The organism is Paenibacillus sp. SYP-B3998 (genome assembly GCF_010820665.1).
GTDB lineage: Bacteria > Bacillota > Bacilli > Paenibacillales > NBRC-103111 > Paenibacillus_E.
Genome location: NZ_JAAIKC010000009.1, coordinates 112,692 through 126,786, shown reverse-complemented (window position 1 = coordinate 126,786; position 14,095 = coordinate 112,692). Strand labels below are relative to the sequence as shown.

Genomic DNA, 14,095 nt, shown 5'->3' with positions numbered 1-14,095 from the left:
TAGGAATTATTATTCAGTATATTAGCATTAGTAGGATAACACGTCAATCACTTTTTAAATTTTTCGACTTTTTTCTACTTTCGCCCGAAATCAGCTTTGATTTCTCCCCATTTCTTCGTATCCCATTTCACAATTTTGTTTGTATAGGAGTTGGTTTTAAGCCACTTGATCGCACGATCCACAAGCAACCAAATCTCTTCTGTGGAAGCATCTCTCACCAGGTTCGTCGACACTTCTTTTTTCCGCAGCCAACTTAACGCAGTAACCGAATCCGTATAAATGGTTTTGTTGCTGCCCATCTTTTGCAGATACGCCAAGCCGTGGACGATGGCCAGAAACTCACCCAGATTATTCGTCCCTTTCGCTATAGGGCCTTGATAGAAAATGATTTCCCCAGTTCTCGTATCGACGCCTTTATATTCCACGATACCTGGATTACCTGAGCAGCCAACATCAACAGAAATACTATCATAATCTACTTCTGGTACGGCTTCAGAACCTGATGTTTTGCCCGTGGAACTGGACGTACTACTTTTTCCCGAGAAATCAAGCGACTTCTGCCAGCCTCTTTCTAGTGCCTTACGAGCCTCTGTCTCTGATTCATAGGATTTGAATCTCGCTTGCGGATATCCTTTGGTCTGCGCCTGACAATCTGCCCATGTACGATAGATCCCAGGTTGCTGTCCTACCCAAACTACATAAAATTTCGCTTGTGCCATCCTTACACGCTCCGTACTTGTTGTTTTATTTGATCAACCAACTCTGAGACAACGTTGACTGTATCGGCAAAATAGGGCCTATAATCGAGTCCCTCAATATATTGAAGAAAGGCTTGCCCAATTACAAGAATTTGTTTGCTGTAATCTATACTTGGAATGATATAGCTCTCCAACTCCCGATAGGTGTCGTTCCCACGCTCTTCCACATAGCTTAGCTCTACTTGCTTTGCGTCCAAGTGACGCACTGTGAATGAGAACCCACGACATTCAGGATCTCCGCAACCGCAAACAAAGAACGGCATCCGTTCCCATTGATCCGCAGGTGCGAAACGATTCGGCTTTGTATCGTGAAGCGCGCTGTATAGAAATGCTGGCAAGCCTACGTCCACACAAAGCGGTTCATCAACAACGATATTGCCCTCTACGGTCAGTTGCACATCTGCTTGAATAATTTGTAAATCTTTATCTAAAGACCAACCCTTTACGGATAGATCAAACATGCTTCCACCTCACCCTCCATTGTTCGATTTATTCATTATAGCAAAGAGAGATATCTCATGCCTTGAACACTACTGCAAGCGATCAAAATTTTCAATAATTCGATGAGTAGAATTTGTCAAAAAGTTTATACTACCTATTACTGGAGGTGATAACAGATGGCTACAGGACAATCTCGCAGCAGTAACTCCTTAGTTGTTCCACAAGCTACGGCGGCTCTAGATCAATTGAAATATGAAGTTGCTCAAGAATTGGGCATCCAAATTCCTCAGGATGGCTATTATGGCTACATGGCTACCCGTGATACCGGCGCAATCGGAGGTAACATCACTCGTCGTCTCGTCCAAATTGCTGAGCAGCAACTTGCTGGCAAATACAGCAGATAGCAGCTTTTCCCTATACTTAACTTACAAGGGCTTTCTCTTCAGCAGCAACTGCTTAGAGAAGGCCTTTCTATATTATGAGATGCGTATTCGTAAATGTTCAAAGCAAAAAGCCCCCGTTCTGAGGAACGAAGGGCCTAATCCATTGATTACGGCTTTACATCATAAATTTTGTAGAGATCATCAAGCATCAAATTTGCTGCTTTTACGCCCCCTGCTGTATTCCATGTAGCGTCATTCACTTTAATCAGCTTATTTTCTTTAACCACTTTGAGGTTTTTCCAAAGCGGATCGTTCATCCACTCTTGCTCTTGTTTTGTGCCTTTGCCATCTCCAAGTTCATACGTGAAATAAAACACTTTATCCGCAGCATCCAGTTCCGTTAAACGCTCTTTCGTAATGTCCTCGAACGATTTTTCATCACTTTTTGCATCGGAACGGACAATACCGATTTGTTTAAAAATAACGCCAGAAAACATATTACCATAATAGTATCTCGTTTTGCCGCCCATGAAACGAACAACAGCTGTTTTTTCTTTCAACTTATCGCCAGCTTTGCCTTTAAAATCTTCAATGCGCTTATCGAATGCAGCAATAATTTTATCGCCTTCCGCTTTCTTATTCACCACATCCGCATATAATTGGAAATTGCTTTTCCATTCGCCGCGTAAGGTTTCGGAGTAAACCGTTGGCGCAATTGCTTTTAACTGTTCATAAATTTTCTCATGACGCATTTTATTACCAATAATTAAATCAGGCTTTAAGGAGGCAATAAGCTCCAAGTTTGGCTGTGCTTCTCCGCCAACCACCTTTACACCCTGCATATCCGCTTTAATATGTTCAAACCACGGACTACCGTAGTACGACTCTACGGCACCAACAGGCTTAACTCCAAGTGCCAATAGCGCTTCAGTACCTTCGTTGGTCAAAATAACGACACGCTGCGGGTTCGCAGGCACGGTGGATTCACCCATGATATGCTTGATCGTGCGTGAACCTTCCGCTTTCGCCGATTCCTTAGGCGCTGCAGATGCAGATGGTTGGGCGCTTGGTTTCTCACCGCATGCAACCAAAACTAATGAAAATACTAACAAAACAGCAAGAAGCGTCCAGCCTCTTCCTAGCTTCAATTTCTTTGTTCCTGACATGTCTGTTCCTCCAAAGTTGTCTCGGTGTGTTGCACACCTTTTTATGTAGGCCATCAATGATAACGATTATCATTACCTTGTATAATACTTGAATGAAAAGGAGCCTGTCAACTATTCGTGATAATGATTCTCATATTCGTTGACATTCTGTCGTCCAACTATTTAATATTAGATGAGCATCTACAAGGGAAGCAGGCACCTATCTATGAGTTATTCGAAAAAAAGATCACTTCACCACTTCTATAGAACGATCGGACTACTAGCAGCTTGTTGCTGCCTTGGCTTAATGATGGTTGGCAGTGTGCGCTTTGGGCTCCACAATTACTCGTGGGAGCAAGTCATTACTACTTTTAAGCATTTTGATCAGTCCAACGACGCTATCATTATTCAATCCGTCAGAATCCCGAGAGCGCTAATTGCAGCACTAGTGGGAGGAAGTTTAGCTGTTGCTGGAGCACTCATGCAAGCAATAACCCGCAATCCACTTGCCTCGCCGAGTATATTCGGCATTAATTCAGGAGCTGCCTTTGCTATTGTTCTGTCCGTTAGTTTCTTCAATGTTACTAGCTTAACTGAATATGCTTGGATTGCTTTTGCAGGGGCAGCTGTCAGTTCAGCCCTTGTCTATGGTCTAGGATCATTAGGTCGCGATGGACTGACTCCAATGAAAATCACGCTCGCCGGTGCGGCCATGACCGCTTTTTTTGCAGCTTTAACACAAGGGATACTCCTCGGAAACGGCAAAGCTTTCGATCAAGTGCTGTACTGGCTCGTTGGCTCGGTTGAAGGACGTACAATGGCCATGCTGCAATCCGTTTTTCCTTATATGCTGCTTGCGTGGATTGGCGCTCTATTTCTTTCCCCTCATATGAATGTCCTTTCAATGGGCGAGGATGTGGCCAAAGGACTAGGACAACGAACTGTTTTTGTTAAATTTATTACGGCAGTCGTTATTGTTGTGCTTGCTGGCGGCTCTGTGGCTGTTGCCGGCCCTATCGTTTTCGTAGGCATTATCATCCCTCATATCGTCCGGTTTATCGTCGGTGTCGATTATCGGTGGGTCATCCCGTACTGCGCCATCTTAGGCGGCATCCTGCTAGTTGGTGCTGATATAGCCGCAAGGTTTATCATCATGCCCAAAGAAGTCCATGTCGGTGTAACAACCGCGATACTCGGAGTTCCCTTCTTCATCTATATTGCTCGTAAAGGGGGGCTACTGAAATGAATCATCCAAATCGTTATATAACAATACGAGGTAAAAATTTTTCCTATCTCATTAGTAAAAAAGCAATTGTTGTTTCTCTGTTCTTACTCTTAGCTGTCATTGTTGTCATGATACTTAGCACGGGGATTGGCAGTATTTACATCAAACCGACAGAGGTCGTTCGCGCCATTTTTGGATACGGAACGGATCCAAGTAACCTGATCGTTCGTTCTTTACGACTGCCTAGGGTGATCGTTGCCGTGTTAATCGGTGCTTCCCTTGGCGTTGCGGGTTCCATTTTGCAGGGCATCGTGCGCAATTCGCTCACTTCACCAGATACGATTGGCACAACAGGTGGAGCTACGCTTGGGGCTGTATCCTTTTTCTTTTTTTTCTCGGATAAAATCAGTATTCATTGGCTTCCTGTTGCCGCTATTGCCGGTGCATTCGGCGCCACTTTGTTCGTTTATACGCTATCCTGGAAGAACGGCATCACTCCGCTGCGGCTTGTTCTGATTGGGACGGGCTTCACAGCCGCAATGAGCTCGATTTCCTATCTGATGATGCTTTCTGGGCCAATCATTCTTGCGAATCAATCTTTAACGTTCATGACGGGAAGCATTTATGGCGTCTCGTGGGAGAAGGCCGTTTATCCGCTGCTGCCATGGGTTTCGCTATTAATCCCTGTTATTTTTCTGCTTGCGCGACATGTTACAATTCAATCATTAGGCGAAGATATCGCCCGCAGTGTGGGCAGCCATGTTCAACGTCAACGCTTCCTTTTAATTATGCTCAGCGTTGCTCTTGCAGGGGCCGCTGTTGCTTTTGGCGGAGCCATCAACTTTATCGGACTTATGGCGCCCCATATTGCCCGCAAATTGGTTGGCCCAAGCTTCGGTGCACTCGTTCCTGTCTCAGCCCTTACTGGATCTCTCTTATTGCTTTTAGCAGACCTAGTGGGGCGCTCACTATTTCATCCATTAGATATCCCGGCAGGTGTTTTCACAGCAGCGATCGGGGCACCTATCTTCATCTATTTACTCTATCGCAGTAGAAATCGCGGTTAACCTACAAGCTTTACAAAAAGGAGAGCACATTCATGATCAGCGACACGGCTCTGGAAGCACAATCGCTTCAGTTGACATATGGCGACAGCACCATCTTCAAAAGCTTAAATATCCGAATTCCAAAAGGGAAAATCACGGTATTCATTGGCAGTAACGGATGCGGCAAATCAACGCTGCTTCGTTCACTTGCTAGACTTTTGAAACCAAAATCAGGTACTATTCTACTGGATAGCTCAGAAATTGCCCAGCTATCAACCAAGGAAATAGCCAGACGTATGGCTATCCTTCCGCAAGGCCCTTCTGCTCCTGAAGGATTAACCGTGCTTCAACTTGTAAAGCAAGGCCGTTATCCTTACCAAAGCTGGCTGCAGCAGTGGTCCGCTGAAGACGAGAATAAAGTCCAACATGCTCTCCAGTTAACGAATATGCTCCCTTACGCGGATCGAAGCGTAGATTCCTTATCTGGTGGACAGCGCCAAAGAGCTTGGATTGCCATGACACTAGCGCAAGATACGAACACGATTCTGTTGGATGAGCCTACCACCTACTTAGATTTGACGCATCAAGTTGATGTACTTGACTTATTATTCGATTTAAACCAGAACGAACAGCGTACGATCGTGATGGTGCTCCACGATATTAATCTCGCTTGCCGTTACGCGCATCATATCGTCGCGATCAAAGATGGTTCTGCTTATGCCGAAGGCCCTCCAGAAGAGATCGTGAACGAGGCCTTCATTCAAAATGTATTTGATATGAAGTCTCGTGTTATCCTTGATCCTATCTTCGGCACACCCATGTGCATTCCATACGGCAAGGGACGCACACTGTCCCTCGTATAAAATAAAGCATCCCGCAGTCATGTTCTGAACTGCGGGATGCTTTTTTCGAATAAATTTTATCGCCCAATTTATGTAAACCATGTTATGATATAAGCGTGATACAAAAAGTATCAAAACAGTGAATTTTGAAGGAGAGGATCGCTATTTTGAGGAATTTCATTCAGAACCTGATCGGCATCCTGTTGGTAGGATTTTTGTCGTTTCCGCTAACTATATCAGCCTATGCAGCAGATGGACATTCTGCCGTTTATTTAAATTGCGAACATACACGAAGCGATGGAAATGATACCGCCGCAACAGTTGCATCCCCACACCTGCCATGGTTCCCTAATTTAGTAATTACTCCCTCCGAAATTACATCAACGAGCATTAAATTAACTTGGGACGCTGCACAAACTGAGGGCGATTCCAGAGTAGCACTCTATGAAGTCCATAAAGTTGAAACGAACTGTTCCGATACAAGTGTTCCTGTACCAAATGACGATGACGTCATTACTTATGTCGCGAACAATCTATCTCCGAATACTTCTTATAAATTCTACATCGTTGCAATGGATTACGACAGTAATTATTCAGTTATTAACCCTTCCATAACTGTGAAAACAAACCAATTACCAGGGCCATCAGGTAAGCTGAATTTTGATTCCAAATTGCAGTTCGTCAACGAACACTCGGGAACAGCAACGGTTAGTGTGATTCGTTCTAGCAGCGACAACGTCGCAACTGTTAAATATACGACAATCAATAGATCTGCTATCGCAGGTGAGGATTTTATTGCCAAACAGGGTGTGTTGACATTCGCGAAGGGCGACACACGTAAAACGATTCAAGTACAGCTAATTAATGACGCAAGGAAAGAACGTCTAGAGACGTTCTCCTTGAAATTATTCAATTCGGATGCAATTGGAACCGATAATGAGACCACTTTCATCATTAGGGATGATGACTAGGATATAAAAAAATCCCCTTACACGAAACCTATGCAAGGGGATTGCTATTTTAGTATAGGCCCGGTGGGGGTCGAACCCACAACCTACCGGTTAAGAGCCGGTTGCTCTGCCATTGAGCTACGGACCTGCGTATGACCGTTAAAATATTGTAACACATTGGCTTATTTGGGTCAATGTTAAATCTTATCAAAAGAAAATCCCTTTTAAAATGATAACAAATGAATTTTTTGTCATAATTTACATCTAAACGACGAAACTTTAAATTGAAATATATACAATCTATTCTTCATAATGGTATATTTATGAAAGGGATTACATAAACAAAGAAAGTGCTGGCCAGCGTTCTGCCTACTAACACGACTCATTCCCTTTTATTTCAATTAATTGGACGAGAGGATGAATTATTGTGAGAAAAAGAGCGATTACTATTCTTTTACTTTGTTTAGCTATTTTTAGTGTACTCCCCCTAGCAACAGCGTCAGCATCTACAAGCAGTGTTCAAATTCATGGCCAAGGAACTCTTCACTTTTCTGGCAACCTTTACGGAGGAACTCCTGGCTTATATGGACCAGAAGGTAGCTTCAAAGTAACAAATTCAAGTGGACAAGTTGTTTTCTCTGATTACAGAGCAACGAGTTCTTCACCAGGATATTTCTCCTTTTCAGTACCGAATTTGCCTTTAGATACTTACACCATTACAGGTAAAGGTGAAACGCCTAATACATCAGTTACGTTTTACCAACCGTCATTCTAATATTTCTCTAACACACGTTTCCTTTGAGGGTATCTCTTAGAAACGAAAGTAATAAAGCCTTAGGAGAGTTTCAGCCCCTGAGGCTTTTTACTGTGTGGAATTATTGGTTTTAGTGGTTATCACACCTGTTTAGTCGTCTCATTATCAAGACTTATAATCCAAACGCTATCAATCATGTACTCGCACTATTTAACAAAAATATAGTTCGTAATGTAAGGCTAAAGAAAATCCCTATTGGCCTTAGCCAACAGGGATATAAAAACGTACATTTAGTTATTAGGCGTATAGTTTGCATTATTGATCATTTGATTAGCAATAAATACAAGGTCTTCGTCTTTTACATATTCGTCTCCAGCTTGGTTGGCATCATATTTGGATGGATCTGCGTTTGAAGCTAGCTCTCCAAAATAGTATGCATCAATCGATAGATCGAGCAGCGTGTACTCACCTGTTCTATTAACGTCCTTTACACCCTCAACGGTTACTGTGTCCTCAGAACAAGCTCCCTCAACTAAATCAAATTCTTTTTGCGTGTCTGCTATTCTACACTTAAGTGCATCCACTTTACCTGTTCCAGCAGCTTTCGCTTTGAATTTCAGTTTGAGGAATGTTTTTTCACCAGTAATACCAAAATTCTTTCCTTGGCTCGCAACGATGAATCGAAGTTCCCCATTTTGATCCGTTGGTTTGTTGTAGATTTTGTACCCAGGGACTTCTTCTACACCAACATAATCAAATAATTTATTATCATATTTCATTGTGAAATCTTCTGCATAAATATCTTTTGCATTTTTCAAGGCAATGTTTGACGTAAATTCTTGTCCAATTTTAACTTTCTCTTCGGCGATAATTACGTTTAAGGAGGTTATTGGTGATTGCGGTGTTGCCGATGCTTCATTTGAATTTCCGCTTTCTCCACCTGCATTAACTGCCGAGACGACATAATAGTAGGTTGTTCCGTTCGTTAATGCTGTATCGGTATAAGAAAGAGAAGTATAGACGTTATTTGCAACGGTAGTATACGGGCCACCAACAGTTGTAGACCGTTTAATGTTATATCCAGTAGCAGCAGGAACCATGTTCCACGACAATGATACTTCCGCATCTCCAGCCGTTGCCACCAATCCTGATGGATTTGCAGGTATCGGGACAACAGGGGTTGCGGATACTTCATTAGAATTGCCGCTTTCCCCGCCTGTATTAACTGCCGAGACCACATAATAGTAGGTTGTTCCGTTCGTTAATGCTGTATCTTTATAGGGAAGAGAAGTGTATACATTATTTGCAACGGTAGTATAAGGACCACCGACAGTTGTAGATCGTTTAATGTTATATCCAGTAGCACCTGAAACCATGTTCCACAAAAGTGAAACCTCTCTATCGCCGGCTATTGCTGTTAGTCCAGAAGGATTTGCAGGAAGTGGGGAAACTGGGGTTCCGTCAACGATTACTGATTTTATTGATTCAGCACCCTTCTTATCAACCGCTGATACTTGAAAACCATACCCTCTTCCATTGATCAATCCTGTAACATTGAAGCTATTTGTTGCTATCGGAGTTGTATTTAACTTAATACCATCTACATAGATGTTATATCCGCCAATATTAATTTCTGTATTGGCTGTCCAATTCAACTTCACTGAGCTATCCCCTGCGGTTGCTTTTAAGTTAGTCGGTGTACTAGGTGCTGCTGCAGCAATCCCCCCATACAAACCAATCTCTTCTACGGACACTACACCTCCAAAGGTTTGTGTCACCCTTACTTGATACATTTTGTAATCAGTGATATTCGGAATTTTAAATGATCTTTTTTCTCTTCTAGCCCAATTCGACACATTCGTTTGAGTATCCAGCACATCCCACGAAATCCCATTATCAGAACCCTCAAGAACCCAGGATTTAGGGGATTGACTTGTGTATGCTTCATGGTCTTTAGATGTAACTTCATATCTTGTAACAATTGATTTGGATGAACCAAAGTCATACCTGATCCATCCTGTAGCTTCTTTTGCAATCCAAGGGGCTGGTGCACCAGTTCTTTTATCGAATGCATACCAAGCTGCATAATCAGATGCATAGTACACACTACTCGCTGACACGGTTCCAGATGGTGACGTGTTCGAAGTCATTGCTGGTGTCAAATTTACTTCCTCAGCAAAAGCAACACTTTGTATAAACAACAGTGTTAAAAATAAAGTACTGAATAATAACTGAATGATCTTTTTCAATCCAATCTCTCCTTCATATGTCTAATCGACATTGATCATACATTTAATGTCATATTATGTCTAAACATATCATGGAATACTATCTATTATTTTGATTATAAGGAAATATAAAATTATTCTTCAATTTAAAAATGAAGACTCCTGATAAATTCAGGAGCCCACTTTTGTTATTTAAAATTAATAATTATAAGTGCTAAACCGTTCTTGCGAAATTAGCCATATTGTAGTTACTCTCAAACATTATACTTGCGGATAGCATATTTTGCTTAATTGTAAAATCAAACATCATTTCACCATGGGTCCAATTTTTCTTGTACTTAAGCGATTCGATAGCCATCTGTCGGAAGGATTGGTATTGTAACTCGGTTAAACCTTTAGTACTAATCTCTGGCAGCACTCCCCCCTTACTTTCCATCGGCAAATGTTTTATACCAAACTTACCAACTGTATTGTTACGAATGTGCATAAATACAGTACCAGAACTCACATGAGATAGCTCATGTTTAATCTCCCTAAATACCCAATCAATCTGTCTAGATAATGGAATTTGATCCAAATTCATTACTTCACTCCTCATTCTCATATTTTGTCATATTATGTAATATATGACTATAGGCCTATTATACTTTACTACTTATTAACATTCAACACAATTTTCCCGAAATTTTGAATATTTTTCCTGATAATTAAATAGGTATTTATATCTATCCCAAAGATGCACAAATTTAACTGAATATGTTGTCGAAATGTTGTAGAATGTTTCCAGCTTCAGTGTTATAATTTCAAACAGACACCTTAGATTCTTGCATAAATTTACAATTTTCGCAGAGGAGTCGGTTGGCCAAATGGGTAATTTATCGTCTATGTCGTTTAGAAAGAAATTACAGCTCGGTTGCTATGCGCTAATTGGATTGAATTCCGTATTTATGTTAATTGTTACGTTCGCGACAGATTGGAACCGCTTACTCGGTATTATTTTTCTATTGTTATTTTGGGGAGCAGCTATCCCTTCATCAAATGGTTTGAAGGGCAGTTAACAGAACCAGTGACCGAATTATCTAGAATTGCGCTTAACATTTCCAAAGGCGACTTCTCTCAAAAGGTAGCTGTTACATCCGACGATACATTGGGGCAACTTGGGCAGTCTTTTAACAAAATGATCGATAAGCTTCGTGACATTCTTAGGGATACCGGCTCGATTTCAAAGCAGGTATTTCAAACAAGCCGGGATATTTATACGAAAAATGAAAGCTTCCGAACCGTGCTTGAACAAGTTAGCATCTCTGCCCATGAACTGGCCTCAGGGGCGGGACAAATATCGGAAGAAGTGTCCGGAGTATCCATAACGACTAAAAACATAGAAAGTAAAGTCGTTACTTATTCAGGCTCAGCTAAAGAAATGAAAACTCGTTCTGATCAAATGATGGCCCTTGTGGAAAAAGGACGCACCTCGGTCGAGAGCCAAGGCGCTGGCATGAAAAGAAACGTAGAGGTCACTCAGCAAGTATCTGAAACGATTAATTTATTAGCTCAACAAGCCGCAGGAATTAGCAGCGTTACTCGCTCGATATCGGAAATTGCAGAACAAACGAACCTGCTCTCACTTAATGCTTCTATTGAGGCAGCACGTGCCGGTGAGCATGGTAGAGGCTTTGCTGTAGTTGCTCAAGAGGTGCGCAAGCTTGCTGAAGAATCGACTTCGCTTACGCGTGAGGTATTCGGCTTCGTGAAGAGCATTGAGCAAGGCATCCGGGATGCGATTCATAGCATACAAGTGAATGAAGATGTTGTGAAAAAGCAAACACTCTTAATTGATCAAACCGAAATCGTGTTTGCCGAAATTGTTGGCAGTGTCGGTTTTATTTCCGAGGAAATTACCCGCTTCGCCGAAGAAAGCGAGCAAATGCTTACGAGTTCTGAGCAAATAGCTTCAGCGATGGAAAACATATCAGCAATCACAGAACAATCCGCTGCTGGCACGCAGGAAGTATCGGCATCAATGAACGAGCAGATCGCCACCGTTAAAGGCATCGTTATTCAAGCAGAAGAAATGACACGTGTCGTTACTCAGCTTCAACAAACGATTCAAATATTCAAGTTGTAAATCAATAGAAGGCTACCCCTTATGACAGGGATAGCCTTCTTTATGATTATACCGAGAAACGCCATTCTCGATGTGTTAAACCTTGTCTTCCGTGAGTGCCATGAATTGCTTAACATCTTCTATGGCCATGTCAACTGCACTTTGCCAGAAATCGGGCTGTGTCAGATCAACACCCAGATGCTTCTGTCCCAGTTCTTCGACAGTCATACTGCCAGTGTCGCGCAGCAGGGCCACATATTTATCTTCAAAGGCCGTACCTTCTTGAACCGCTCTTGCATAGATGCCTGCACTGAACAGATATCCGAACGTGTAGGGGAAATTGTAAAAGGGAACATCCGTCGCGTAGAAATGCAATTTTGCCGCCCAGAAATGAGGGTGGTAACTGCTCAGCGCATCTTTGTAAGCTATTTTCTGCGCTTCTACCATCAGCTCATTCAAACGCTCGACACTAACAAGACCTTGTCGACGTTCCTCATAGAAATTCGTTTCAAAGATAAACCGCGCATGAATGTTCATAAAAAACGCGATGGCGCGTTGGATTTTGTCCTCGAGCAAAACAATTCGCTCTTCATCGGAGGTCGCGCTCTTTACGACTGCATCAGCAACGATCATCTCCGCAAAAGTAGATGCCGTTTCTGCGACGTTCATCGCATACTCTTGTGCTAATGCAGGCATATCGTTCATCACATGTTGGTGATAGCCGTGACCAAGCTCATGAGCAAGCGTGGAAACATTGTTAAGCGTACCGCCATAGGTCATAAAAATACGAGTCTCGCCTTTTACCGGGAAGGACGTACAGAATCCTCCAGGTCGTTTGCCCGCTCGATCTTCGGCTTCAATCCATCGATTCTCAAAGGCTTGCGCCGAGAACGCCGCAAGCTTTGGACTAAATCGATCGAACTGATCCACAATGAGGCCAGCGCCCTCATCATAAGAGATTTTTTTCGAAGAATCGCCCAGTGGCGCATCCACATCGACCCAAGAAAGTTTTTCAACGCCCATCAGCTTCGCCTTACGGTTGAGATAATCAACGAAGATTGCTTTGTTCCGATCAATGACATCCCACATGACATTCAGCGTTTGCTCTTGCATACGATTAATGGCAAGCGGTTCTTTATGTATCGTTTTCCAGCCTCTATATTTATAAACTTGAAGACGAAACCCAGCTAAATGATTCAAAGCTTCTGCGCAGTAATCGGCTTTGTCTGCCCATGCTTGTTCCCATTTCCCGAATAGCTCGATACGCTCTTCACGGTTCTCTGTGTGAAGCTTATTGAAAGCTTGACCTGCGGATAATTCCACTGTCTCGCCATCAACTTCAACAGGCATCCGGAATTGGCTTACCGTCGTATTGTACAGATCGCCCCAACCATGGTAGCCATCAACGGCTAAATCATTGATTAAAGCTTCCTGCTCTGGGGATAGCTTCTCTTGAGCCAGCGCACGGCGCTCGCTCAGCGGGAACGCCAAAGCTTGAAAAGGCTCTTTTTCCAACAATACCTTCCATACAGCATCTGGGATACCAGCTAACACTTGATCAAAATTCGTTCGTGAAGATAGAAACTCAGCATATAAACTTTTGACCTGACCGCCAAGAGCTGCCGCTTTCTTATCTTTTTGATTATCAGCAAGTAAACATCCTACGAAAGAATCTGCCTCGCTAATATTTTTTAGAATTTGTTGAAGTAACTCAACTAGCTTCGTTAAGGAAGCAGTATCATCTGCATGTTGGGGTGATTGGGTACGTCCAATTTGTTCTTGAAATAAGGCAATAGAAGTTTGTAACTCCTTTAGAAATGAAGCGAACGCAGGAGATTCACTGCCACCTACGAAAAAAGAGTCCAAATTCCACGTTTGACTAAGAGGTAATTTCAACAAGTTTATCACCTATCCTTTCCTTCTATTATTAAATCATAAACAACCTATGATCGCCAATTATCCTCAATGTCAGCATTGCTTATAGGTAAAAAGTATGATATCAATTAAGTATAGTTCTATGAGGACAATCCGGAACAGGAAGGTGTATTTCATTATGAAACCGTTACAAATTTCTCCAGAGACAGCAATTAAGCTAGCCGAACAGCTCAAAGTGCCGCTAGAACATTTGATGCATATGCCACAACACATTTTACTGCAAAAACTAGCCGAGCTTGCCAAAGCTTCGTCATCTGATGTCAGTAACCCAGAAACGAAGTAAC

At 42.4% G+C, this 14,095-nt stretch carries 15 protein-coding genes and 1 tRNA gene; 9 read left to right on the top strand and 7 right to left on the bottom strand.

Annotated features, from left to right (window positions below):
• Positions 1-74: 74 nt before the first annotated feature.
• Both rnhA and GK047_RS20765 read right to left on the bottom strand, forming a co-directional pair.
• Positions 75-719, bottom strand: coding sequence for a ribonuclease H (gene rnhA / locus GK047_RS20770; protein ID WP_163951219.1), 645 nt, complete (start codon positions 717-719; stop codon positions 75-77).
• Positions 720-721: 2 nt separating this feature from the next.
• Positions 722-1,219: a hypothetical protein gene (locus tag GK047_RS20765; protein ID WP_163951217.1), complete on the bottom strand. Its 498-nt coding sequence runs from the start codon at positions 1,217-1,219 to the stop codon at positions 722-724.
• 156 nt (positions 1,220-1,375) lie between these two features.
• On the opposite strand from GK047_RS20765, the gene GK047_RS20760 reads away from it, so the two are divergent.
• Positions 1,376-1,603 (top strand): alpha/beta-type small acid-soluble spore protein, encoded by a 228-nt coding sequence (locus GK047_RS20760; RefSeq protein ID WP_163951215.1) that lies wholly within the window; start codon positions 1,376-1,378, stop codon positions 1,601-1,603.
• A 146-nt stretch (positions 1,604-1,749) separates the two neighbouring features.
• Here the strand turns inward: GK047_RS20760 and GK047_RS20755 are convergent, their stop codons facing one another.
• The gene (locus GK047_RS20755; protein ID WP_163951214.1) at positions 1,750-2,748 is read right to left on the bottom strand and encodes an ABC transporter substrate-binding protein; all 999 of its coding nucleotides are present in this window, start codon (positions 2,746-2,748) and stop codon (positions 1,750-1,752) included.
• 205 nt (positions 2,749-2,953) lie between these two features.
• Here GK047_RS20755 and GK047_RS20750 point away from each other — a divergent pair, with 205 nt between their 5' ends.
• The 4 genes from GK047_RS20750 (at position 2,954) to GK047_RS20735 (ending at position 6,811) form a co-directional block, all read left to right on the top strand.
• Entirely contained in the window at positions 2,954-3,973 is a 1,020-nt protein-coding gene (locus GK047_RS20750) for a FecCD family ABC transporter permease (protein ID WP_240344071.1), read from the top strand.
• Positions 3,970-5,019 carry a FecCD family ABC transporter permease gene (locus GK047_RS20745; RefSeq protein WP_163951212.1) on the top strand — a complete coding sequence of 350 codons (1,050 nt, stop codon included), beginning with the start codon at positions 3,970-3,972 and terminating at the stop codon, positions 5,017-5,019. Before GK047_RS20750 ends, GK047_RS20745 begins: the two co-directional genes overlap by 4 nt.
• Positions 5,020-5,051: 32 nt before the next feature.
• Positions 5,052-5,861, top strand: coding sequence for an ABC transporter ATP-binding protein (locus tag GK047_RS20740; RefSeq protein ID WP_163951210.1), 810 nt, complete (start codon positions 5,052-5,054; stop codon positions 5,859-5,861).
• A 146-nt stretch (positions 5,862-6,007) separates the two neighbouring features.
• The gene (locus tag GK047_RS20735) at positions 6,008-6,811 is read left to right on the top strand and encodes a Calx-beta domain-containing protein (RefSeq protein WP_163951209.1); all 804 of its coding nucleotides are present in this window, start codon (positions 6,008-6,010) and stop codon (positions 6,809-6,811) included.
• Positions 6,812-6,866: 55 nt separating this feature from the next.
• Here GK047_RS20735 and GK047_RS20730 read toward each other — a convergent pair.
• Positions 6,867-6,938: transfer RNA gene (locus GK047_RS20730), tRNA-Lys, on the bottom strand.
• 279 nt (positions 6,939-7,217) lie between these two features.
• Between GK047_RS20730 and GK047_RS20725 the strand changes: the two genes are divergently transcribed.
• Positions 7,218-7,565, top strand: coding sequence for a hypothetical protein (locus GK047_RS20725; protein WP_163951207.1), 348 nt, complete (start codon positions 7,218-7,220; stop codon positions 7,563-7,565).
• A gap of 269 nt (positions 7,566-7,834) precedes the next feature.
• Here GK047_RS20725 and GK047_RS20720 read toward each other — a convergent pair whose 3' ends face one another.
• Entirely contained in the window at positions 7,835-9,793 is a 1,959-nt protein-coding gene (locus GK047_RS20720; protein WP_163951206.1) for a fibronectin type III domain-containing protein, read from the bottom strand.
• A gap of 193 nt (positions 9,794-9,986) precedes the next feature.
• Complete coding sequence (locus tag GK047_RS20715) at positions 9,987-10,355, bottom strand: O-methyltransferase (RefSeq protein ID WP_163951205.1); 369 nt, start codon at positions 10,353-10,355, stop codon at positions 9,987-9,989.
• 301 nt (positions 10,356-10,656) lie between these two features.
• Between GK047_RS20715 and GK047_RS30420 the strand changes: the two genes are divergently transcribed.
• Positions 10,657-10,830 carry a hypothetical protein gene (locus GK047_RS30420; RefSeq protein ID WP_346010368.1) on the top strand — a complete coding sequence of 58 codons (174 nt, stop codon included), beginning with the start codon at positions 10,657-10,659 and terminating at the stop codon, positions 10,828-10,830.
• A gap of 8 nt (positions 10,831-10,838) precedes the next feature.
• Positions 10,839-11,897 carry a methyl-accepting chemotaxis protein gene (locus GK047_RS20710; RefSeq protein WP_346010367.1) on the top strand — a complete coding sequence of 353 codons (1,059 nt, stop codon included), beginning with the start codon at positions 10,839-10,841 and terminating at the stop codon, positions 11,895-11,897.
• A gap of 75 nt (positions 11,898-11,972) precedes the next feature.
• On the opposite strand, the gene GK047_RS20705 is transcribed toward GK047_RS20710, so the two are convergent.
• A complete protein-coding gene (locus GK047_RS20705; protein ID WP_163951542.1) occupies positions 11,973-13,772 on the bottom strand; it encodes a M3 family oligoendopeptidase in 1,800 nt (599 codons plus the stop codon).
• Positions 13,773-13,929: 157 nt separating this feature from the next.
• On the opposite strand from GK047_RS20705, the gene GK047_RS20700 reads away from it, so the two are divergent.
• Entirely contained in the window at positions 13,930-14,094 is a 165-nt protein-coding gene (locus GK047_RS20700; RefSeq protein ID WP_163951204.1) for a YycC family protein, read from the top strand.
• Position 14,095 lies beyond the last annotated feature (1 nt).